At 50.4% G+C, this 18,093-nt stretch carries 33 protein-coding genes and 1 tRNA gene; 13 read left to right on the top strand and 21 right to left on the bottom strand.

What is annotated here, in order from left to right:
- The 7 genes from ACKFKH_RS31055 to ACKFKH_RS31025 all read left to right on the top strand — a co-directional run.
- Positions 1 to 570 (top strand): hypothetical protein (locus tag ACKFKH_RS31055; RefSeq protein WP_446862247.1); only part of this gene is annotated, 570 nt, incomplete at its 5' end.
- Positions 571 to 572: 2 nt separating this feature from the next.
- Complete coding sequence (locus ACKFKH_RS31050; RefSeq protein WP_446862246.1) at positions 573 to 914, top strand: hypothetical protein; 342 nt, start codon at positions 573 to 575, stop codon at positions 912 to 914.
- Positions 911 to 1,969 carry a discoidin domain-containing protein gene (locus ACKFKH_RS31045; protein WP_446862245.1) on the top strand — a complete coding sequence of 353 codons (1,059 nt, stop codon included), beginning with the start codon at positions 911 to 913 and terminating at the stop codon, positions 1,967 to 1,969. Before ACKFKH_RS31050 ends, ACKFKH_RS31045 begins: the two co-directional genes overlap by 4 nt.
- Before the next feature lie 12 nt (positions 1,970 to 1,981).
- Positions 1,982 to 2,122: a hypothetical protein gene (locus ACKFKH_RS31040; RefSeq protein ID WP_446862244.1), complete on the top strand. Its 141-nt coding sequence runs from the start codon at positions 1,982 to 1,984 to the stop codon at positions 2,120 to 2,122.
- Positions 2,112 to 2,423, top strand: coding sequence for a hypothetical protein (locus tag ACKFKH_RS31035; RefSeq protein WP_446862243.1), 312 nt, complete (start codon positions 2,112 to 2,114; stop codon positions 2,421 to 2,423). Before ACKFKH_RS31040 ends, ACKFKH_RS31035 begins: the two co-directional genes overlap by 11 nt.
- Complete coding sequence (locus tag ACKFKH_RS31030) at positions 2,413 to 2,598, top strand: hypothetical protein (RefSeq protein ID WP_446862242.1); 186 nt, start codon at positions 2,413 to 2,415, stop codon at positions 2,596 to 2,598. The genes ACKFKH_RS31035 and ACKFKH_RS31030 overlap by 11 nt, the downstream gene beginning before the upstream one ends.
- 27 nt (positions 2,599 to 2,625) lie before the next feature.
- The gene (locus ACKFKH_RS31025) at positions 2,626 to 2,862 is read left to right on the top strand and encodes a hypothetical protein (protein ID WP_446862241.1); all 237 of its coding nucleotides are present in this window, start codon (positions 2,626 to 2,628) and stop codon (positions 2,860 to 2,862) included.
- Position 2,863: 1 nt separating this feature from the next.
- Here the strand turns inward: ACKFKH_RS31025 and ACKFKH_RS31020 are convergent, their stop codons facing one another.
- From ACKFKH_RS31020 to ACKFKH_RS30935, 18 genes are all read right to left on the bottom strand, one after another.
- Positions 2,864 to 3,463, bottom strand: a complete 600-nt coding sequence (locus ACKFKH_RS31020) for a hypothetical protein (RefSeq protein WP_446862240.1) — start codon at positions 3,461 to 3,463, stop codon at positions 2,864 to 2,866.
- A gap of 110 nt (positions 3,464 to 3,573) precedes the next feature.
- On the bottom strand, positions 3,574 to 3,837 hold the full coding sequence (locus ACKFKH_RS31015) for a hypothetical protein (protein WP_446862239.1): 264 nt from the start codon (positions 3,835 to 3,837) through the stop codon (positions 3,574 to 3,576).
- A 23-nt stretch (positions 3,838 to 3,860) separates the two neighbouring features.
- Positions 3,861 to 4,025 (bottom strand): hypothetical protein, encoded by a 165-nt coding sequence (locus ACKFKH_RS31010; protein WP_446862238.1) that lies wholly within the window; start codon positions 4,023 to 4,025, stop codon positions 3,861 to 3,863.
- Complete coding sequence (locus ACKFKH_RS31005; RefSeq protein WP_446862237.1) at positions 4,022 to 4,378, bottom strand: hypothetical protein; 357 nt, start codon at positions 4,376 to 4,378, stop codon at positions 4,022 to 4,024. Before ACKFKH_RS31005 ends, ACKFKH_RS31010 begins: the two co-directional genes overlap by 4 nt.
- A 22-nt stretch (positions 4,379 to 4,400) precedes the next feature.
- Positions 4,401 to 4,622, bottom strand: a complete 222-nt coding sequence (locus ACKFKH_RS31000) for a hypothetical protein (protein ID WP_446862236.1) — start codon at positions 4,620 to 4,622, stop codon at positions 4,401 to 4,403.
- Positions 4,613 to 6,154: a hypothetical protein gene (locus ACKFKH_RS30995; RefSeq protein ID WP_446862235.1), complete on the bottom strand. Its 1,542-nt coding sequence runs from the start codon at positions 6,152 to 6,154 to the stop codon at positions 4,613 to 4,615. The genes ACKFKH_RS31000 and ACKFKH_RS30995 overlap by 10 nt, the downstream gene beginning before the upstream one ends.
- Before the next feature lie 67 nt (positions 6,155 to 6,221).
- Positions 6,222 to 6,968: a hypothetical protein gene (locus tag ACKFKH_RS30990; protein ID WP_446862234.1), complete on the bottom strand. Its 747-nt coding sequence runs from the start codon at positions 6,966 to 6,968 to the stop codon at positions 6,222 to 6,224.
- Positions 6,955 to 7,482: a hypothetical protein gene (locus ACKFKH_RS30985; protein ID WP_446862233.1), complete on the bottom strand. Its 528-nt coding sequence runs from the start codon at positions 7,480 to 7,482 to the stop codon at positions 6,955 to 6,957. The genes ACKFKH_RS30990 and ACKFKH_RS30985 overlap by 14 nt, the downstream gene beginning before the upstream one ends.
- Positions 7,479 to 7,607, bottom strand: a complete 129-nt coding sequence (locus tag ACKFKH_RS30980) for a hypothetical protein (protein ID WP_446862232.1) — start codon at positions 7,605 to 7,607, stop codon at positions 7,479 to 7,481. Before ACKFKH_RS30980 ends, ACKFKH_RS30985 begins: the two co-directional genes overlap by 4 nt.
- Positions 7,608 to 7,619: 12 nt before the next feature.
- Positions 7,620 to 7,937 (bottom strand): hypothetical protein, encoded by a 318-nt coding sequence (locus tag ACKFKH_RS30975; protein ID WP_446862231.1) that lies wholly within the window; start codon positions 7,935 to 7,937, stop codon positions 7,620 to 7,622.
- A gap of 94 nt (positions 7,938 to 8,031) precedes the next feature.
- Positions 8,032 to 8,346, bottom strand: coding sequence for a hypothetical protein (locus tag ACKFKH_RS30970; protein WP_446862230.1), 315 nt, complete (start codon positions 8,344 to 8,346; stop codon positions 8,032 to 8,034).
- Between the two features lie 92 nt (positions 8,347 to 8,438).
- Entirely contained in the window at positions 8,439 to 8,750 is a 312-nt protein-coding gene (locus tag ACKFKH_RS30965) for a hypothetical protein (RefSeq protein WP_446862229.1), read from the bottom strand.
- Positions 8,751 to 8,932: 182 nt separating this feature from the next.
- Positions 8,933 to 9,244, bottom strand: a complete 312-nt coding sequence (locus ACKFKH_RS30960; protein WP_446862228.1) for a hypothetical protein — start codon at positions 9,242 to 9,244, stop codon at positions 8,933 to 8,935.
- 53 nt (positions 9,245 to 9,297) lie between these two features.
- On the bottom strand, positions 9,298 to 9,504 hold the full coding sequence (locus tag ACKFKH_RS30955) for a hypothetical protein (protein WP_446862227.1): 207 nt from the start codon (positions 9,502 to 9,504) through the stop codon (positions 9,298 to 9,300).
- Positions 9,501 to 10,541 (bottom strand): ParM/StbA family protein, encoded by a 1,041-nt coding sequence (locus ACKFKH_RS30950; RefSeq protein ID WP_446862226.1) that lies wholly within the window; start codon positions 10,539 to 10,541, stop codon positions 9,501 to 9,503. The genes ACKFKH_RS30955 and ACKFKH_RS30950 overlap by 4 nt, the downstream gene beginning before the upstream one ends.
- A 111-nt stretch (positions 10,542 to 10,652) precedes the next feature.
- The gene (locus ACKFKH_RS30945) at positions 10,653 to 10,871 is read right to left on the bottom strand and encodes a hypothetical protein (RefSeq protein ID WP_446862225.1); all 219 of its coding nucleotides are present in this window, start codon (positions 10,869 to 10,871) and stop codon (positions 10,653 to 10,655) included.
- 28 nt (positions 10,872 to 10,899) lie between these two features.
- Positions 10,900 to 11,169: a hypothetical protein gene (locus ACKFKH_RS30940; RefSeq protein ID WP_446862224.1), complete on the bottom strand. Its 270-nt coding sequence runs from the start codon at positions 11,167 to 11,169 to the stop codon at positions 10,900 to 10,902.
- Between the two features lie 130 nt (positions 11,170 to 11,299).
- Positions 11,300 to 11,563: a helix-turn-helix domain-containing protein gene (locus tag ACKFKH_RS30935; protein ID WP_446862223.1), complete on the bottom strand. Its 264-nt coding sequence runs from the start codon at positions 11,561 to 11,563 to the stop codon at positions 11,300 to 11,302.
- Positions 11,564 to 11,756: 193 nt separating this feature from the next.
- Between ACKFKH_RS30935 and ACKFKH_RS30930 the strand changes: the two genes are divergently transcribed.
- Together ACKFKH_RS30930 and ACKFKH_RS30925 are read left to right on the top strand one after the other, a co-directional pair.
- Positions 11,757 to 12,104, top strand: coding sequence for a hypothetical protein (locus ACKFKH_RS30930; RefSeq protein WP_446862222.1), 348 nt, complete (start codon positions 11,757 to 11,759; stop codon positions 12,102 to 12,104).
- A complete protein-coding gene (locus ACKFKH_RS30925; RefSeq protein WP_446862221.1) occupies positions 12,085 to 12,579 on the top strand; it encodes a hypothetical protein in 495 nt (164 codons plus the stop codon). Before ACKFKH_RS30930 ends, ACKFKH_RS30925 begins: the two co-directional genes overlap by 20 nt.
- A gap of 31 nt (positions 12,580 to 12,610) precedes the next feature.
- Here the strand turns inward: ACKFKH_RS30925 and ACKFKH_RS30920 are convergent, their stop codons facing one another.
- Positions 12,611 to 12,841: a type II toxin-antitoxin system HicB family antitoxin gene (locus ACKFKH_RS30920; protein ID WP_446862220.1), complete on the bottom strand. Its 231-nt coding sequence runs from the start codon at positions 12,839 to 12,841 to the stop codon at positions 12,611 to 12,613.
- Entirely contained in the window at positions 12,838 to 13,071 is a 234-nt protein-coding gene (locus ACKFKH_RS30915; RefSeq protein ID WP_446862219.1) for a type II toxin-antitoxin system HicA family toxin, read from the bottom strand. Before ACKFKH_RS30915 ends, ACKFKH_RS30920 begins: the two co-directional genes overlap by 4 nt.
- 368 nt (positions 13,072 to 13,439) lie before the next feature.
- Here ACKFKH_RS30915 and ACKFKH_RS30910 point away from each other — a divergent pair, with 368 nt between their 5' ends.
- From ACKFKH_RS30910 to ACKFKH_RS30895, 4 genes are read left to right on the top strand one after another with little or no spacing between them, the layout of a single operon-like run.
- The gene (locus ACKFKH_RS30910; protein ID WP_446862218.1) at positions 13,440 to 16,139 is read left to right on the top strand and encodes an AAA family ATPase; all 2,700 of its coding nucleotides are present in this window, start codon (positions 13,440 to 13,442) and stop codon (positions 16,137 to 16,139) included.
- Entirely contained in the window at positions 16,132 to 16,323 is a 192-nt protein-coding gene (locus ACKFKH_RS30905; RefSeq protein ID WP_446862217.1) for a hypothetical protein, read from the top strand. The genes ACKFKH_RS30910 and ACKFKH_RS30905 overlap by 8 nt, the downstream gene beginning before the upstream one ends.
- The gene (locus ACKFKH_RS30900; RefSeq protein ID WP_446862216.1) at positions 16,316 to 16,507 is read left to right on the top strand and encodes a hypothetical protein; all 192 of its coding nucleotides are present in this window, start codon (positions 16,316 to 16,318) and stop codon (positions 16,505 to 16,507) included. Before ACKFKH_RS30905 ends, ACKFKH_RS30900 begins: the two co-directional genes overlap by 8 nt.
- The gene (locus tag ACKFKH_RS30895; protein WP_446862215.1) at positions 16,497 to 17,591 is read left to right on the top strand and encodes a site-specific integrase; all 1,095 of its coding nucleotides are present in this window, start codon (positions 16,497 to 16,499) and stop codon (positions 17,589 to 17,591) included. The genes ACKFKH_RS30900 and ACKFKH_RS30895 overlap by 11 nt, the downstream gene beginning before the upstream one ends.
- A gap of 127 nt (positions 17,592 to 17,718) precedes the next feature.
- On the opposite strand, the gene ACKFKH_RS30890 is transcribed toward ACKFKH_RS30895, so the two are convergent.
- A tRNA-Lys gene (locus ACKFKH_RS30890) sits at positions 17,719 to 17,790 on the bottom strand.
- Between the last annotated feature and the right edge of the window lie 303 nt (positions 17,791 to 18,093).

The following is an 18,093-nucleotide window of genomic DNA, read 5'->3' as shown; positions in this document are numbered from 1 at the left end:
GGTCTGAACGCAACGATCGCTGGCAAGCCCTCGTTCTCTGATATTGAGGAGCTAGAGACCACGCTGAATGGTCTGAACGCAACGATCGACGGCAAGGCCCCAGTCAGTCACACTCACCAAATTTCTGATATCGGAACCCTATCTGATGTCTTGAGCGGGAAAGCAAACAGTGCAGACGTGACAGCGGCGCTGGCTGGCAAAGCTGACGCAAACCACACCCACCCGGCTTTCGTCGTTCCGTGGGCGACACCAGGCGCGATCGGGGCAACAACTGCCAACTCTGGCAGATTCACGACGCTCAATATCACCAGCAACGCCAACACTGTTTCAACCACGACAGGGGCTATCCTCTGCTCTGGTGGGGGCTACTTCGCTCGGAACGTGATTGTTGGCGGTCAACTCAGTGCTTCTGACGTGTTTCGGCATAATGGGGCGTTCGTAGGATTTTTCGGTGCCCCTACCATCACAAAGCCAGCCGTTAGCGGCTCGCGTGGAGGAAATGCGGCTCTATTGAGTGTCTTGACTGCGCTCAAAAATCTTGGACTGATCACCGACTCAACCACGGCTTAACTATGGCAATCACTCTCTTTACAGATCGCCCAATCACCATGTCTGAAGAGCGACGCACCTGGTGCTGTTCGATTCTGTCTCCCCTGGGTGAAGAACCCAGAACGGAGGTTTGGCGGGAACGGGTTAGAAAACTCTCCACTGGAGAAACGAGTACCTATCAGGACTCAAGCCCGATCGTCATTCGTCCAGGCGAGATGTCGGCTCTAGCTGAGTTTGCTGAAATTCCCCCCGAAGTCTTTCAACTCATTCCAGATCGGGCTACATTGGCTCGCTATCTTTTGATGTTGCCCCTATTGGTTAGTTTGGCTTGCGATGCGGCTGACAGGAGAAATAGAGCGTCATGAGTGAATGGCTTAAGTTGACTGTCCTGGAAGTGGGTAGCTCATGGGTCTGGACTCCTGTCCTTCCTGGAGAATGGTTTTTATTTGAGATATCGGGCGATGTTGAGATTGAGGTTGCTCAAGGGGATGGGCGATGGCTCATTGGAGACGCGATCGTACTGGATAATCGCTCTCAGTCGCTCTGTTTGCCGTGCCCTCCTGTGATTGAGGAGAGCGATCGACGGCTGGCTTTTCGCACAGGTGAAGGGGTTCGATTTCAGGCTGGGTGGACGGTTACAGTTTTCTCATCCAGTCAGCCACCGCCTACCAGTGAGTCCGATCCAGCGATCGTCAACCTGCTGCAAACTCTGCAAACTGGGCAACAGTCCATCAGTCAGCGACTGGAACAGCCCATCACCGCACAGGTTGACCCGGCGCTGGATGCCAAGATTCAAGCTTTGCTATCTGGTCAGGTTGAACTTTTGGATCAGTTTCCGGTAACGGTGCAATCCGATCCGGCGATCGTCTCTGCCCTGCAAACTCTGCTGACTGGGCAACAGGCGATCAGTTTGCGGCTAGATCAGCCCATCATCACCCAGCCAGACCCAGCGATTTCTAGCGGCATTCAGCAAATCTTACAAATTCTGAATCCACCTGCGGTTAGTGCTTTAAGCCCAATCTCAAACACGTTTACCGTTACTCAGTCGAATGTCTATCAATCGTTGACGGGCACATACGCTAATTTCAACGACGGGAATGGAGGGACGGGAGGAGCAACCGGATCGAGTTCTTTTGAATGGATTCAAGCCACTTTTGCGACGGCGGTTCGGGTTTCTGGGATTCGCGTGGGAGGGGGGACGCTTCCCGGATGGGGCATCGTCTCTCCTTACTTGAATGGCAAACAAATTCAAGCGAGTGCGGATGGGAGTAGCTGGAGTGTTTTGGCGACGGTGGTGCGAGTGGAAGACTCAGGGCCAAATCAATTCCCGATTTTCTCTTTTACCCCGACCACAGCGCGATTTTTCAGGCTTGCGGGTACGAGTTGGTTAGCGACAACTGAATTTAGATTTTTCAACTAGGAGCGTTGGTCTGTGAAAATCACACGCAACTTGAAACAGAGGCTTTCATTTGTAGCGTTTCAGGTGGTGACAGGGCAGTTAAATGATTTGGGCGCACTGGCTGACGCGCTGGAGGCGATCGCTTCGGAGGCAAGACAGCAAAATGGACACTAAGATCAGCAATATAATTTCAATCCTGACGTTTCTAGCTGGTGTGGGCGGCGGCGTTTGGGGGATGCTCAGATGGTACGGAGAGGGCGAGAAGAAGCGGTACGCAGCAGAGAGAGACTTTCAACATCTCAAGCGCAATCAGGAACAGATGCAGCAGTCGATCGCTCAACTCATCGCAGAGATCGACGGATTGAGCGACGACTTTAAGACGTTAAACGCCTGCTTCAATCTGCTTTTAGGGGAACGTGGACAGACTATCTCAGGAATTTTGGGCTACAAGCGGAAGAAGGGAAATGACGAGTAAAAACCAATCGATAGACCCGAACGATGTCGAAATGGAAAAGGCCATTCTCCGATTGTTGCTGTCTGTTTGTCGTCTCAGAGGGGATTTGACGACGGCTCTAGCAATGGAAGGGGTCACCGATGAGATTCGCCGTCGGTTTGCCTCCACCGGGGAAGGGACTATATCGGCCCCGTGAAATCCTTCTGTCTCCATTCAGAGAATTATGCTTAAGTCGTTGTACTTCAATCTTTTTGCAGTCAGGCAGCGAGACGCTCTAATCGTCGCAGCGCTCGCGTTAAAACCTCAAACGGCTCCAATGCTTTCGGAACAACTCGGATGGCTCGTCCCAACTGAGGCTCTATGGGCATTGGAGCGGAAAGGACTTTTGACCTCTTACTGGGGCGAGGCAACGCCGCAACGCCGTGGAATGATGCAGCGGTTTTATGTGGTCAGAAGTTAGTTCACCAGACCTGTCGATCGTCTTTGTTTGGGGTTCCGTAGGTGATGCTGAAACACTCCGAATACTGGGTGCCAGGGGCTAGAGGCCAGCGACCGCGATAGGGACGGGTGTTTCCACTAAACTCGACGTCAACCTGATACTCTCCGGGCCGGAGCGTGTAAGTCTGGGTGACTCCAACTTTAGGACAGCTTTTGGGAGGAGTGGCGTAGATTTGGCAAGTCTCACAGCGTGGGATTTCTACACTCCTCTCCTCAGTCCCCTTAAAGAAGATTTTCATGTCCTGTGGTGAGGCGTTTTTGATAGAGAGTTGCACGATCGTTGACCCAGTTGTGCCGATCACCTGGGGTGGAGGAATGGGGATGAAGTCTTCTCTTCTGGCTGTGAGAGTGTTCTTGCTATTGGATGCACTCACCTGAATCAAAACCAGGGCGATCAGTGCGGACACGATGAGCCACGTTGACTGATCAATTTTGAAGCGTTTTGTGGAATGGCGAGGCTTGCTTGAGCCTTGTTGTGTGATGACCTGAAAGAGGTAAATCAGCAGCAAAAGAAGGGCAGCACCTAGCAGGACAGGAATTATCTGGATTAGAGTCTCTAGCATTGGGAATAATTAGGTATCAGGGTCGAGCAAACAAAAACCCCTCTTGCATATGGACGTAGGAGGGGTCTTTATTTATACAATTCCCAATTTGGCAAGTCGGGACGATCGCTTCATTCCCGATCGCGGCTCAGTATCTCCAAAATGCGGCGGTTCTCTGTTTGCAGTCCCCTAACCTCGGACTGGATTTCAGTTATCACTGTCATGGTTTGAATCTGAACTTCTGACATTCGCTCGATCGCGTTGGTCACGTTTTGATTGTTTTGATAAAAGGCATCAATCAGGCGATTGAGAGAAATTTTGACATCGAGCATGTCAACCTCTAGAGACTGGACGCGATCGTTTAAATTGGCTGGCTGGTCTGGTGTGTCGGTCATAATGAAACTTCAACGGATTTTCTTCAATGATAAGCCTCTCTGGAGTGTCCTCTGGGGAGGCTTTTTCTGCGTCGGTAAAGCGGCTCTTTCTTGAGAATTGGTTTGATGGCATGAGGCGTGGTTAGCTCGGCTTCTGGTAGTAGTTCATCTATTGGTAGTTGGTCATGCTCAGTCTTTTTGTGCCTCATTCTTTAACCTCTAGATTGAGATAGTCATTGATTACATCTTCAATTGATTCGTATGAACCAATCCATATAAGACTGGCGATAGCTTGATAGCTGGCTCCCTTTGATTTGTATCTTTTAGGAAACTGAATGAGTTCCCTGACTTGCCATACTTGACCCTCATACGGGAATAGTTCACCGAATTGAGGAAACACACTAAAGCCTAAATTAAATGCCCCATGAGCGCGTTTGACTACATCCTGGGGTGTTCTATCTCTAACCTCGGTTGGCAGTTGGCAGACACACAGGACGTAGATTCTAGATTGTTTGATTGAGGAAGGCTTGACAGTCCATTGAAGAGTATCAAAGTCAGACATTTCACAGCACCTTTAACTAACATTAATTGCGGGGTTTGTAGAGCGGCACGATTTGGCACGATTGGGCGGCACGATTTGGCACGATTTGAGTGGCACGATTTGGCACGATGGCGGCACATACTGATTTTTCGTCCGTGCCACGTTCCGTGCCATAAAATCGTGCCGTGCCGTGCCAAATCGTGCCAGAGGGAGAAACTGTTAAGAAGACGGTGAAGAGAACGGAATTAGCAGCGGCTATTTCCACTGGATTTGCCCCTTGCTGTCAGTTCGCACAAACTGAGTCGATTGGATTGCCTTGATGCTGATTCTAATGGCTCCGATCGCGGGAGCCTTGCCAAGCTTTTCTCTGATGAATCTGTGAGTTCTAAGCGACTCGTCACTATAGGACTTGTCAGGATTGTTTCTAAGAAGTTCTAAGATTGCTTGCCCTATCTCAAACACTTCTTTTTTCGCTTGTGCGATTGCTTCTGGACTTGGTTTGTCTAATTCGACTTCTGAGAGTTCGTCGTCAAGTGCATCGTTGTCGGTCTCAATTTGTTTGGGAGCCTCAGCAGGTTTCTTTTGATTAGACGCTGGCTGATTATTTGTGGTAGTTGGCTCTGCCTCAATCGTCCGATTGTCTCTGTCAAAACCAGAATGATTTTCTAACTTAGGCATCGGTAGCCAGCGTGAAACTTTGCCATCGTAGAAGACACGATTAGCAGGTGAAGCTTTCATGATTGCTCTTAGCTCCTCAATTCCGCCGTCAGGTTTGGGGATGAGTTGAGTTGAGAGCAGCGCGTTCACCGCTGCCATGTTCTTAAAAGAAACTAGTCCAAGAATTCGTAAATTCGCTCTTACCCCTCCAGAGATGCCTAGGTCTTTGACTTGGGGTGATTGAGTCACCGCCCAAAGCCAAATCGCCCTTGAATCACCTAATCCAACAATTCCTACGACAAATTTCTTCAGACGAGCTAAAGCCTTCATCTTCGGATCTGCTAGTTCCAATTCAGTCGCGCTGGCCATAAGTTCGTCAAAAATCAGCAGCTTGGGAGCGGGTAGTTTTCTAAATTCATCCATGCAGGCAAGTAGCCAGCTTGCGCCTTCGTCGGGGTCGTCACAGTTCATGAGGTCAAACGGTCGGTAGATGTCAACTACAGGTGCCCAGTAGCCCTTCTCCTGTGGATCTCCTTTTGGATCGATCATCATCACTTTGAGTCCGGGCGCTTTCTGCCTGAAAATTCGGACGGCATTGCTGACGATCATTCCTTTTCCACTTCCAGGGGTACCCACGATTAAAGCTGACTGTGGATTTTGCCCAAGGTCGATCGCGGGGTTGAATAGCACCTGGGCGCTGTCCAATTCTGGTGATGCTGACTGTGTGGGCGTTTCAGGATTTACATCAAGACCAGGTGCGACTGTGGGCACCGGGGCGGCGGGGACTTCTACGGCTCCCAATCGAGTTGCACTGCCAATTGCGGGTGGCTCACTAATCCCCAAATCTTGCTCCAATCGGGTCATCAGGGCGTTGTCACCGCCATAGAGATCGCTCACGGTGCCTAAGACTTTGGCGACAGCGTAGGCACCAAAAACTACACCGACGAATGGCGCGTGAGTAAAAACGGCAATTCCAAACAGGAGGGCCGTTCCTGCTTTGGCCGCAACACCAAACGGCGCTTCTGGCTCTGGGTCACTTACGACTAAGATTTTGCCATCGTAGTATTCAACTTTGCTGTCAGGGCGCACGTTCCAGGATTGCAACTCTTGAGGAGAGAGCGATTTGATAAGGTTGGTCATAGTTTCTATCAGGGCGGATAGGGACAAGAAAGGGCAAAGTGTCGAATACCTTGCCCTTTCGCTTTAACTAGATTCTGCGTTCAGTTCGCGGTGTGATTGCCTTAAACAGTCTGTGAACATTTAGCATGAACAGCACCAGGATTTCGACAACGCCGATCGAGCCAAGCATCAAGAAGAAAGCACCCCATTTGATCAGGCTGGCATCCCACACCCCAAAGTCTTGAATGAAGTCGTCCCAGCCATTTCCGTAGGGCAGGTAGTACCAGACGTTCACCGTGACTTCTGCAACGTAGGCAAGCGCGGCATAGAGTCCAATGTTTCTGAAGATGGCGATCAGGTAGTGGGAAATCTTCTTCTGAAACTTGGCTACATCCTCGCTGTCACCTGCCTTAACAACTTGCTGAGTACGCAATTGGTTAAGGACAGCGTTGTAAATCTCGGTGTCATGTAGCAGGACAGGGGTGATTTCGATCAACTGAGCCAGTCCCCACAGCATGACTGACATGAGGTTGGGCAGAATCCAGGCAATCAGGCTGACGAGCAAGCCCAAGAGTGGAACGGTCTGGAGTTGCTTAACGAGGGGTAGAGAGACGATCGCTGTTCCGATCGCATTCCCTGCTGACTGCCACGGAACGACGGAGTAGGCGATGAGAATGCCGCAGACAAAGTAGATGAAATAGCCCACATACCGGAGTTTTGAGCGCTTGGGGCTGTAATAGACCCATTCAGAAGACTGGCTGTTTGTGGACTGGTTGCTGTTTGTAGCTTGCTGGTTGTTTGTGGCTTGCTGGTCGAAAGGTTTACGGACTGCCATGTTTTTTTACCTGGTTGTAGGACTTGATGAACTCTGGTAGCTGTGCGCGGCTGACTCGCTTGATGTCGGTGATTGCGCCGTCGAAGCCGACGATCGCGGTATCGCCAAACTCGTTGCAGATGGTCAGACCCTCTGGCAAATACTCAACCCCGTTGATTGGATTGCCAGACTTGTCGAATCGCCGGGTCTTTGGATTGGTTGGAAAGGTCTGAGCGTCAAACACGCGCAGGTCTTTTTGAAATCTGGCTGGCTTGTTGTTTTGGGTCAACACGATCGGTTGACAACCTTCTCTGGCTCGATCGAGGGCGATTTTAGATTCAGAGCTAACCTGCTTCGATCGCTCTCTCGCTTCGGTTTCACTGGACTTTGCTTCGTTGGCTTTTGCCTGAGATTCCGCTAGGCTGGCTTGCCAGCGCTGGAGTGAGGCTTGATGCACCGTGGCACCAATCAGGAGGGCAAAAACAAAGGTCAGGCGGACGGCAAACCGTTTGTTGATGATGAATGGGTGATTCACCGTTCGATCTCCTGTTGCAGAAGCTTGATAGGAAAGCCTGTGAAGTATTGAATGGCGAGGCATCCACCAAAGCAAAGCCACATCACGACAAACCAGGCTATGAGCCGTTTCGAGTAGTCAGTCATTGGTTTGCCCTCTCAACTGCTCAGAGCGCTTAATAAGCCTCTCGCTTGCCAGACCTCAATACCTTCAAGGGTTTCGAGGATGTCGCAAAACTGGTCAGAGGTGAGATCGCGGTCTTCTGAAATAACCTCTTCGGCTACGACATGAAGCGGCGTTCCCTCCCACATCGGAATGCTATTTACGTAGACGAAATGAGCAAGAATGACCATCAGGGCGTTCCGATCGTTTATGCCCATGTCTTCCAGATGAGCGCCGTAGGCTTTCTCTAGCTCAGAGATGCAGTGACCATCAACATAAAAGCCGACCGTGTTGGCAGTTCTTAATTCAGGCATGATTGAAATATCTCCAAATGATTGATTTGCGGTTGTTTGAGAGGTAGAGCCGTCCTGGGTGTGGTATTTGGGACGGCTTTTAGATGCTTGCTGTCTAACACCAGAACAGGACGATTTGCGTTTCAGGAGCAAGCGCCTTCAGATAAGCGCCGATCGCCTGGTTGTATTCTGATTCGCTCCTTAAAAAAGTTTCAGACAATCCGCTAGCACAGACAGAAACAAGCGGCTCTCCATACATGTCTTCGTCTCTTTCTTCGTGCTCCAGCGAAACCCAAAGGGGTGATCCTGCTAAGTTAGAAACTTCGGAAAACAGGTCATAGTCGCGATCCGCCGACAGAAAGTCAAACAGCGGGGCGGGGTTTTCGTCTGTACCGCCAGCGAACTGACACGGGTACACTTTTAAGTCCATTCCCATCTTGAAGGTCTCCAAATGATTGATTTGCGGTTGTTTGAGAGGTAGAGCCGTCCTACGTGTGGTAATGAGGGACGGCTTTTTGATGCTTACTGACTCAGGAAGGCGATGAGTCTTAAGGCATCGTCTGAGGAAATGTCCTCTAGGGTCTGCAAAACGTCAGGTAACTCCTCATGAGACTCATCTGAAGGATCGCCAAGGGAGTCTTCAGCAGCATCAGTCAGCCCGTACATAGCCTCTGCGTAAACCCCTGTTTTGCAGGCGTAAACCTTACTGGAGAGAGCTAAGAGCAGTCCGAGGCGACCTGGCGCAGTCATCCGTTCGAGGCGATCGCCGTAGGTGCCAATCAGTTCGGTAATATCGTCTTCGATGATGTCGAGATAGTGGGTAACGGGGTTCATGATTGAAAGTCTCCTAATGGTTTGTGTCCGAATGATTGATTTGCGGTTGTTTGAGAGGTAGAGCCGTCCTGGGTGTGGTATTTGGGACGGCTTTTTGATGCAATTTACTGACTCAGGAAGGCGATGAGCGCGATTGCATCGTCTGATGAGATGTCTTCCAAGGTCTAACTCCGGGCTGCGTGCTACCACCAATTTGAGAAGCGCGGCTCACCGCCATCGCGCCAAGTCATTCTTTGGAGAATCTCTTTGTTTGAGTCTTGTTCTTGTCCAGCGCTGGAGCCATCCCAATTACGCGCTGATGATGCTGGAATATAGTCCCATCTAACGGTTACATCCCTGAGAGTCCACCGAACCGATTTCTTCTTTCTGCGTGTCATTCGTGTCACAGCTTCCTCCATATCGAAGGCCGCTCCAGTCCCATAAAATGGCATGGTCAAGGACTCCTGTTGATTGGGTTTGTGAGGGTCGATCGCTACTTCGGGGTGTAAGTCCATGATTGAAAGTCTCCTAATGGTTTGTGGGTGGTTAGAACTGTCCTAATAGGTGGTTAGAACTGTCCTAAGCCAGCAAGCGGATCATCGGTCTTGCCCTCCGGTGGGGCGCTTTGAGAAGTGTGCGGAGTGGACGACGGCGGGAGAACTGTCCAACAGTTGAGGATGTGTTCTAGCGCGTCGGTTGGACTGTCAGAACCGAGTTGGGCAGCCAGATCGGTTAGTAGTTGCTGATGGTGTTTTTTGGTGATGTAGAGCCTCATTTGTTCGCCCTCAGTGCCAGCATGTATAAGCCCTGAGCATTTACCCAACGAGGGGAATCGGGTACGGTGATGCCCTTTTGAGCAAGGGCCGATTTCACGCCTGGGAGCATTGCACCTCCGCCGACAGCCAGCACAGCCGAAGCTGACGGCATCCGGTTTTCAACGGCCTTCACAAATGGGAGCATCCCGCGCTTAAACCAGTTTGGAAATTCAGCCGCATAAGCTTCTCTGAAGTTCCAATCGGGTCGCTGGGTGCCGTAGGAAAAGTCTCCTTTCTCAATGCCTGCGCGAATCAGATGCTTGTCGGCAGGCTTGAGCAGCGCTTTGCGAACAGAGTCGGAGTTGGCGATCGCGCTAATCAGTCCTTCAACACCTGAGTCAACTGAGAACTGACGATCGGTCATCTGTACTCCGGTGAAGCTGCTAAAAATAGCGGTTCCGTTGCCAAAGTCGAAAAGCAGGGCGTTGCTAAAATCGCATTTCTGCAATAGAGCGATCGCAACGCCTGAACCTTCTTCTACGACGTAGGAAAGCTGAACATTAACTGTGCATTCTTTGCCACGCAGCTTGACCCGATGAGTTCCTTCCAAAGCCTGTCTGATTTGTTTGCCAAACGTTTTGCCGTCGTGGACTGATGCGGCAATGTTCAGATTCAGTTCGGCTCTGTAGGGGAACAGAGAAAGGGCACTGAGAAGCAATTGCAAACATTGGGCTACTTTGCCATCTCGTGAATCAACAGTTCTGCTGATTGCAACGGGGTCTGCGTAGTACGCTCCGATGCCACCCATCCAATGTTTTCCTACTAGGTCTGAGCGATCGCCAGCCAGGTATTCGACATATCCGTTTACGGACGACGTATAGCGATCGCGAGGGAAGTGAAGATAGCTCTCCATCAGGATTTCACCCATTCCGGAGTACAGTTTTACTCCTCCGTTGCCTACGTCTAATCCGACTGCAATATTTGGGCTTGATTGGGCTTCAGAAGACTCGGTAAGACTTTCTAAGTCTGTGGTCGAAACGGTGGTGATTGTGGTCATTTTGGCTGAATCCTTTACTAGGTAAGTGTTTGAGTGGTTTTTGAGGGTTAGACCCGATTAGACTTGGGAAGGCTTGAGAAGGCTTGAGAAGACTTTTCAGGTCTAAGACTGCTAAATAGCCTTTTGAAACTTGAACATGGCGTTAATTTCTGCGATCACAGCCCACCTATAAGGGTCTTGCGAGTCGTAAAAAGCAATCAGTTTGGCGCGATCGACTGCCACAAACTCAAGCGTCATATCGACAGCTTTAGAAAATTCATAGCCCTGCTCAATCAGGTCTTTGAGGCAGTCAAGTGCGAAAGTTAGGTCGTATCTTTGGTGCTTAGTCATTGAAATTCTCCTAAGTGTGCTGAGTCCTTTACGCTTTCCCGCCGTCCTTTCTTCCACTTGCCCGTTTGGCAAGCAGATTGTCTGGTGGTGTATCGGTGAGTCGCCCTCCGGCTCCCCCCGTTCTTTCAGGGATGGGATTGGGGTTGGGGACGAAAGCAGCTACAGCTTGAGGAGCGATCGCTTGCTCGCAGCCTGGAACGATCGATAAGACTAAAAGAACCAACAAAAAAAGCCGATCGCTCCCAAGACTTAGGAGAGATCGACCTTTTTGTTGAATGATGAATCCAAACTCAGACATAATTGAGTCCTCTACAGTTGGGTAAACGTCTGCTGTGGGGCACCCAGGGGGAGGCGGGAATCTCCGCCCTGGATTCAAAATTTTCCTAACTTAAATGGTCGTAATTGTCGCTGGAGTGTGAAATAACGCTTCAGCGATTTTCGTCTGTGTGTGGGCGAAAGCTGTCAGGCATATCTCTCCACGTCAGGCCCAAATCCGTTATTAGCTCGGTTAGAGCCTTAATTTGAGCGACGGTGAAAGTTGCCTCAGCCAGACCTCTTTCCCATCGACTCACAATGTTCTGATCGGAATCAATTCGTTGTGCGAACTCCTTTTGAGTCAGCTTGAGTAGCTGGCGGATTGTTTTTAAAGGGGACACGCCTTCCTCCCATAGGTTGCTTTTCTCTGAATCCATAGTACAGTGAAATAGACTAAACGTCTATAGGAAACATTTAGATGGTTCATTTAGACGCTTAGTTGATTGTTGAACATCCCCGCAGGGCAGATTTGCCGTCCTCCCTGTGGGGCTTTCACCATGATCTGAGAAAAAGCGACAGGAAAGGGTTTCTCTATACCTTTCACTCGCTCAACCCCTTACACGGAGACCTATGACCCAAGAAAAAATGACAGAAGACAGCACTTTTGAGATTGACTTTGCTGCATTTGAGCAAGAAGCAGAGCCAGACTGGAAAGCCAGACAAGAAGCGTTAGAAGCGATTGGTTACGACGTGGTTTTGACCAACCCACAACAAGCCAACCCCAAGCCGATCATCCTGGACGCGATCGAACGAGAGATTTACAGGCTGTTTGGGCAGTTGTCACTCGCTAGAAAATCAAACGTCTTAGATGAACTCCACGAGTTTTTCGACCCAGACGATGACGACGGCCCAGAGCCAAGCTTTCACGAATACTCAGACAGCGACGAGGAGGACGGCGATGCAATTGAGCCTGCTTGATTACGTTCTCACGACAGAAGAAGCGACCGCACCCGCAACTCAACCTGAGCCGCCGTCGAAAAAGACTCCTCAAAATCTCGTGTTTGAGCCGCCGTTTAAGGTCAACGCAGGCGATCGCCTACGACTGGTCAAGGGATTTCACGATCACCTGATCGGGCAAATCGTTGTGGTGATTGAGATGCGGCGACCGTGCGTAGCGGTTGGGCGACTCCCAAGCGGCGAAGTTCATCATTTTTGGTTGCCGAATACCGAAAAGCTGGAGGAGTCAGGGTCGCCTCTACTGCTCTGGCATCAGGCAAAGATCGATCACCGACGGCGAGTGATTTTAGAGCTATCGCTGTCCGACCCGACTCGCTACGCAGCGCTGATTCAGCAGTGCGAGAGAGAGATTGAGCAAGCCTTGAAAGCGATGTTGACGCGCTCACACGAAAAAGCGATCGCTTCCCCGGCTGGAGAAAGCGATCGCAGGAATTGACTTTTGTTTTTTAGCGAGAGACCTTATGAAACTAAGCAACTTTCAGAGGTTTTTCAGGATAAGCGATCGGTTCAGGCAGAGGCTTTCCTTCGTCCTGAAACATCTCGATGAACGTTTCCAGCACTTCATGCCCATTTTTAGCCGCCTCCTCATAGGTCTTACCGTGCGTCACAAACTGCTGCCACGGAAACTCAGGCAAATGAACCAGGTAGAGATTATCCTCATCCGACCACTGGATGACCATGCTGTAACGAGATTTCATTCCCCTTCCTCCTGTTGGTTTTCTAGCTCCTCCAACTTCCTCAGCACCCGATCAACCTCTTTCTCAAGATATCTCGGTGCATCATCTCCATCCTTACCAGGAATACACAACGGTTCATCAGGCATTAGGGGATGTTTCCAAAAAGTATGACTGCCCTTTCCGCGATCGCCCTGGTAGACATACCCCGCTTTCTTCACCAGCTTTTTTAACTCCCTGACCTTCTTAGGCATCCTCACTCACACCTTTTTTGACCTCATTATGAACTTTCTAGATATCAGCAACGCCGATCGACTCAGACATTATCCCTCCGGACATTGCCCCCTCTGCGTTTCGAGAAATTTCCGCAGCTACATCTCATTCGACGAAGGCGTACTTGTTGAGCAGGGGTTGGAATGCGCCACATGTGGGGAGAAATACCCAATCGAGACAACGATCGTCTCAATTGGAACGCCACACACTCACGAAAATTGACAACAAAAAACCTGACCACGCTTACCAGGGCATTCGGTCAGGTTTTTCTACAACAGGAGCGGCGTATCAACGCGGCTCTAATTTTGAACGACGAAACCATGTCACCGATACAGGGAAAACACTGACAATGACTAGATTCGACATTCGCCAACACGTCCAATTTAACGCGAAAGGACGTGCGATCTGTCCATCCTGCACCCTCTCAAAGGGAACAGATCACAAAAAACTGAACCTTGCCCTGGTGCCAAACACAGACGGCGCTTACAAGTGCCACGCAGGATGCACCCCTGACGACATCCGCTCCGCATTGGGGGTCTCCAAAGATGTCATCGTGCCAACGGCGCTGGCAAGTCATACACCCTCAAAACCCGTCACCGTCTCGCCACAGCAGAAAAAAGCGGCTCACGAGTTATTGGTCAAATCTGACGGGCCCGCAAAGAAATGGCTGCATGACAGAGGCATCACCGACGAAATGATCGCCCGATACGAGTTAGGCATCACACGATCGGTCTTAGGTAAAAACAAAAAGTCAGTTCCAGCGATCGCCATTCCTCTCCCCAATCACGACGGCACCGCTTACTACCAAAAGAAACGAGTTGCGCCCTGGCTCGACCCAACAGAGCAGCCAGACGGCTATCAAGCTTGGGTGCAAAAAGGCATTCCCGCTAGAACTTGGTTCACCTGGCTCCCTGCTGAAGCGACTGAGACTTATCTCTGTGAGGGTGAATGGGACGCAATGCGACTCGGTTGGGAAATGAGAAAAGCTGACAAACCGATCGCCGTTGCCTGTTTCACCTGCGGCTGTGGCACTGTCCCACTACCAGATCAGCTAGACCTGTTACCCGGTAAAGTCAGCATCTTTTACGACAGAAACGACAAACCCACCAAAAACGGCACCATCCCCGGTGACGACGGAGCCAGAAAAGTAGCGGCGGCATTGGGAGATCGCGGCAAAATTGCCCTCGTACCAATGCCTGACGACTGCGATGTCAAAGGATGGGACATCTCCAACGCACTTGACCAGGGCTACAAAATTGAGGACTTCACGCGAGCAGCCGTCGAAGCTGTGGCCCTTCAAAATATTCCTAAAAAATCGCACAACCCATTGCGCGATCGCCTCATCACCAACGACGAATTATTGGCGCGCGCACCGGACTACACAGAATTTTTGGTGCCTGACATCCTGACCTGTGACGAACTGTTTGTACTAGCCATGCCTCCCAGAGGTGGCAAGTCAATTTTTTGTCTAACGTTGGCCAAAGCGGTGGCCACTGGAGGGAAATTCCTGGATCGCCCTGTTACTCAGGGTTCTGTCTTGTACGTCAACCTTGAAGACTCAGAGACCAAAATCAAGCGGCGGCAAATTGCCCAAAACTGGGCAGAAGGCTTGCCCGTCTTTTGGTTAGACAAATTCAAGCTTTCCGAACTTGACCACTTGAGAGAAATTGCCCTGGAGATTCCAGACCTGCGCGTCATTTTCCTGGACACCTTTAGCCGCATTCGTGACGACGGCAACAAAGAGAGCAGCGCTGAACTGAGCAGAGTGTTGGAGCCATTGCAAGAAATGGCAAAGGAATTGGGAATTTGCATCCTGTTCACCCACCACATGAGCAAAGGAGCCGCTGAGGAAGGTGAGGACGTGTTTGATCTGATTCGCGGGTCTGGGGCAATTAGAAGCACAGCTAGGGGAGCGATCGCCATCATCCCAGGCGATGACTGCTACAGGCTAATTGCTGAAAACGGCTACACAGACCGGATCGACCTCAAAGTTCGGATCAACCCAGAAATTCTGGAGTGGCGGTTGCTGGGCAACTGGAATCCGCGCATTGATGGGGACATGAGAGATCAAATTCTTGATCACCTCAATCTCATGGGAGAAGCCACCGTTAGCGAGATTGCCGACGCATTGAGTTTCAACGCTGGCAGCGTCAGTACGACTCTTTATCGACTCCAGGCTGACGATCTGGTGACAAAGGAAGGTGGCGGCGGAAAGAGACCCTACCAGTACAAACGTAGCGCCAACTTGTGCCAACAACTAGAAACCGTGTTGGCACAGCCAAACGCAGATGGGGTAAGCGATACAAGCTTGTGCCAACAAAAAGAATTAAATGGGGATTTTGCAAAAAGATCGATCAATTCGCCAGGATCGATCAAAACAGCAGAAAAAGAAGAGAAAGAAGATTTACCTTCTGATAACTCCTCTTCTCAAACTGTCACAACTGGCACTTTGATCGATCCTGAGCAAATTGATCGATCCTTTCTAAACAAAGGAAACTTGTTGGCGCAAACCGCAAACCCGGACACCGTAAGTCTTTCAGACGAAAAATCCAGCGATTTAATCGATCAAAACAATCTGGATCGATCAAAGTTGGCTCAAACCGCGCGGATCGATCAAAAAAGCGATCTAGACACAGCAAGGGTTTCAGACGATGTGAGTGACGGTTTGATCGATCCTGAGCAAATTGATCGATCCTCTTTAAAGCACCCAGAGTTGTTGGCGCAAGGCTGTAACCTAGACACCGTAAGCGTTACGCTGCCCCAACAGCAAAACCCATTGTTGGGGCTAGTTGGGACAAGCGGAGCAGACAACTTGCCCATCCCGATCGGACGAGGCAAAAAACGAATCACACTGCCCTTGAAGTTGGGTGACAAGGTTGAAATTCGCAGCGGACAATTTACAGGAAAGCGAGTGACGGTGATCACACTCCTTCCCGACGGACTCATTGAAGTGAAGAACGATCGCTGGCAAGTCAGCCAAAAGCATGAGCGATCTAACTTGCTCTTCCTGGAGCGCCCCACCGCAATAGAGGGAGGAAGCAATGAATAACATCTTCCTCAAAGCTCAACTCAAGAGACGACTCAAAAGACTACAAGCGACAGTCTCCCTGCTTAAAGAAACCGTCCCTGAAATTGACTGGACATCTCTAGAGGAAGAATGCAGCGAAATCGAGCAAGCGATCGCCGCACAGGACGTAGAGCAGCTAGAGCTACTCGGAGGTGACGATGAGTAGCATCTGGAAAACGACTATCGAGGCCTCTGAGTTATTGGGTCTATCCCCTCGGCAACTCCGCAAACTTAGGGTGCAGGTACTCAACCCCAAGCACTATCGACTCAAAAACCCCACAGCCTCGCGTCCGGAGTACCTCTGGAACGTCAGAGCGATCGCCCTACTCCTATCTCCAAATGACGATTGACCCAAAGATTAACCAGGCAAACGGACGGCTCAAATCCGCCAACATCAGAGTCCGGATCGAACGGGTGGGAAGCAAACTCTATCTCAGGGCATCACTCCCACCACGCCCGGACTCCGATCGCGTCAAACCTCACCAGCAGCGCATTCCTTTAGGGATAAACGCAACGCCGTCGGGGTTGAAAAGGGCAGAAGAGGAGGCGCGCCTGGTCGCAACCCTGGTCGATCGTCAGCAGTTCGATTGGCTTCTGTACGTTAAAAAACCGCATACAGAAGCCGAAACGATCGCTGACTGGATTCAACGCTTTGAGCAAGACTACTTCCAGCGACGGGCTAGAACGCCCAAGTCAGAAACAACGTGGGAGACCGAATACTTGCAAGTCTTCCGACAACTGCCAAGCGATCGTTCTCTCACATCTGACCTGCTAAAAAGTCATATCCTCTCTAAAACGTCCGATACAAGGGCAAGGAAACGAGCCGAGATGGTTTGCACCGCATTAGCCAAATTTGCAGGACTGGAGGCTGATTTCAAGTCATTGAGGGGGAATTACTCGTCTAGTCGTGTCGAACCTCGTGATTTGCCTTCAGACGCAGCGATCGTTCAGTATCGATGCTTGATTCCCTCCGATTCATGGCGATGGGTTTACGGGGTGATGGCGGCGTATGGCTTGAGAAATCATGAAGTCTTTCATCTAGATTTCTCTCGAATGCCCATTTTGACAATCCTGGATGCAACCAAAACGGGTGCCCGTCGAATCTACCCGCTCTATCCGGAGTGGGCAGATGAATGGGATCTGGCAAATCCCAACATCCCAAACTGCACAGGAAAAACGAATCGAGATTTAGGGAGCCGCGTCACAAAAGCTTTTACGCGCTACAAAATTCCTTTCACGCCCTATGATCTGCGTCACTGCTGGGCCGTCCGGAGCATTGATTTCCTTCCGGTTGAGTTAGCGGCTCAACAAATGGGTCACAGTTTAGCGGTTCATTCTCGTATCTATCACGCCTGGATAAACGATGAGGTTCACGAGCGGGCTTATCGCCTGATGATGAGTCGCAGCGATCGCCCCAAACCACCCCTTGACTAAATCTTGACTAAAAACAGCGTGTCATTCAGGTACGTTTAGGTACATTCAGGTATATTAATCATTTTTGCTAGTAGGCTGAAGTTCTTCTAACACAGGGATTTCAGCCTATTTTTTTCATCTTAAAAAGTGGATGACCTGGGACTCGAACCCAGAACCAGCGGATTAAGAGTCCGATGCGCTACCATTGCGCTAGTCATCCTTGGATCAGACCATCATCATAGCATTTTGAGCGTAAACCACTTCGTGGATCTGGTCGAAAAAGTTTCTATGCTGTCTGGGCGGCATCCTCTTGTCGTCGGTATCTCTCATCCCAGTTTGCTGCAATATTACGATTTTAAGGTTTGGGTAGATTGTCCTTTAACGTGAATTCGATGGGAGTTTTTCGCTTCGGTCTTCAGCGCTTCTGCCCCCCAACCCCCCAATCTGAGGGACTTTTAGATCATATTTTTCGTTCAAAGTCCCTCACTCGTGGGGGATTTAGGGGGCTGCCCGGATTTGTAAC

The organism is Phormidesmis sp. 146-20 (genome assembly GCF_052939475.1).
The sequence above is the reverse complement of the archived record's forward strand: the minus strand, read 5'-3'. Positions and strand labels throughout refer to the sequence as shown.

Coding starts and splice junctions, on each gene's coding strand:
- ACKFKH_RS30920 (WP_446862220.1), bottom strand. CDS start 12,841: ATGAAATCTCGTTACAGCATGGTCATCCAGTGGTCGGATGAGGATAAT.
- ACKFKH_RS30915 (WP_446862219.1), bottom strand. CDS start 13,071: ATGCCTAAGAAGGTCAGGGAGTTAAAAAAGCTGGTGAAGAAAGCGGGG.
- ACKFKH_RS31025 (WP_446862241.1), top strand. CDS start 2,626: ATGCTTAAGTCGTTGTACTTCAATCTTTTTGCAGTCAGGCAGCGAGAC.
- ACKFKH_RS31020 (WP_446862240.1), bottom strand. CDS start 3,463: ATGCTAGAGACTCTAATCCAGATAATTCCTGTCCTGCTAGGTGCTGCC.
- ACKFKH_RS31050 (WP_446862246.1), top strand. CDS start 573: ATGGCAATCACTCTCTTTACAGATCGCCCAATCACCATGTCTGAAGAG.
- ACKFKH_RS31010 (WP_446862238.1), bottom strand. CDS start 4,025: ATGAGGCACAAAAAGACTGAGCATGACCAACTACCAATAGATGAACTA.
- ACKFKH_RS31045 (WP_446862245.1), top strand. CDS start 911: ATGAGTGAATGGCTTAAGTTGACTGTCCTGGAAGTGGGTAGCTCATGG.
- ACKFKH_RS30960 (WP_446862228.1), bottom strand. CDS start 9,244: ATGGACTTACACCCCGAAGTAGCGATCGACCCTCACAAACCCAATCAA.
- ACKFKH_RS30980 (WP_446862232.1), bottom strand. CDS start 7,607: ATGACTGACTACTCGAAACGGCTCATAGCCTGGTTTGTCGTGATGTGG.
- ACKFKH_RS30975 (WP_446862231.1), bottom strand. CDS start 7,937: ATGCCTGAATTAAGAACTGCCAACACGGTCGGCTTTTATGTTGATGGT.
- ACKFKH_RS30935 (WP_446862223.1), bottom strand. CDS start 11,563: ATGGATTCAGAGAAAAGCAACCTATGGGAGGAAGGCGTGTCCCCTTTA.
- ACKFKH_RS31035 (WP_446862243.1), top strand. CDS start 2,112: ATGGACACTAAGATCAGCAATATAATTTCAATCCTGACGTTTCTAGCT.
- ACKFKH_RS30990 (WP_446862234.1), bottom strand. CDS start 6,968: ATGGCAGTCCGTAAACCTTTCGACCAGCAAGCCACAAACAACCAGCAA.
- ACKFKH_RS30950 (WP_446862226.1), bottom strand. CDS start 10,541: ATGACCACAATCACCACCGTTTCGACCACAGACTTAGAAAGTCTTACC.
- ACKFKH_RS30900 (WP_446862216.1), top strand. CDS start 16,316: ATGAGTAGCATCTGGAAAACGACTATCGAGGCCTCTGAGTTATTGGGT.
- ACKFKH_RS30930 (WP_446862222.1), top strand. CDS start 11,757: ATGACCCAAGAAAAAATGACAGAAGACAGCACTTTTGAGATTGACTTT.
- ACKFKH_RS30940 (WP_446862224.1), bottom strand. CDS start 11,169: ATGTCTGAGTTTGGATTCATCATTCAACAAAAAGGTCGATCTCTCCTA.
- ACKFKH_RS30925 (WP_446862221.1), top strand. CDS start 12,085: ATGCAATTGAGCCTGCTTGATTACGTTCTCACGACAGAAGAAGCGACC.
- ACKFKH_RS30945 (WP_446862225.1), bottom strand. CDS start 10,871: ATGACTAAGCACCAAAGATACGACCTAACTTTCGCACTTGACTGCCTC.
- ACKFKH_RS31015 (WP_446862239.1), bottom strand. CDS start 3,837: ATGACCGACACACCAGACCAGCCAGCCAATTTAAACGATCGCGTCCAG.
- ACKFKH_RS30955 (WP_446862227.1), bottom strand. CDS start 9,504: ATGAGGCTCTACATCACCAAAAAACACCATCAGCAACTACTAACCGAT.
- ACKFKH_RS31030 (WP_446862242.1), top strand. CDS start 2,413: ATGACGAGTAAAAACCAATCGATAGACCCGAACGATGTCGAAATGGAA.
- ACKFKH_RS30970 (WP_446862230.1), bottom strand. CDS start 8,346: ATGGACTTAAAAGTGTACCCGTGTCAGTTCGCTGGCGGTACAGACGAA.
- ACKFKH_RS30995 (WP_446862235.1), bottom strand. CDS start 6,154: ATGACCAACCTTATCAAATCGCTCTCTCCTCAAGAGTTGCAATCCTGG.
- ACKFKH_RS30895 (WP_446862215.1), top strand. CDS start 16,497: ATGACGATTGACCCAAAGATTAACCAGGCAAACGGACGGCTCAAATCC.
- ACKFKH_RS30910 (WP_446862218.1), top strand. CDS start 13,440: ATGACTAGATTCGACATTCGCCAACACGTCCAATTTAACGCGAAAGGA.
- ACKFKH_RS30965 (WP_446862229.1), bottom strand. CDS start 8,750: ATGAACCCCGTTACCCACTATCTCGACATCATCGAAGACGATATTACC.
- ACKFKH_RS30905 (WP_446862217.1), top strand. CDS start 16,132: ATGAATAACATCTTCCTCAAAGCTCAACTCAAGAGACGACTCAAAAGA.
- ACKFKH_RS31005 (WP_446862237.1), bottom strand. CDS start 4,378: ATGTCTGACTTTGATACTCTTCAATGGACTGTCAAGCCTTCCTCAATC.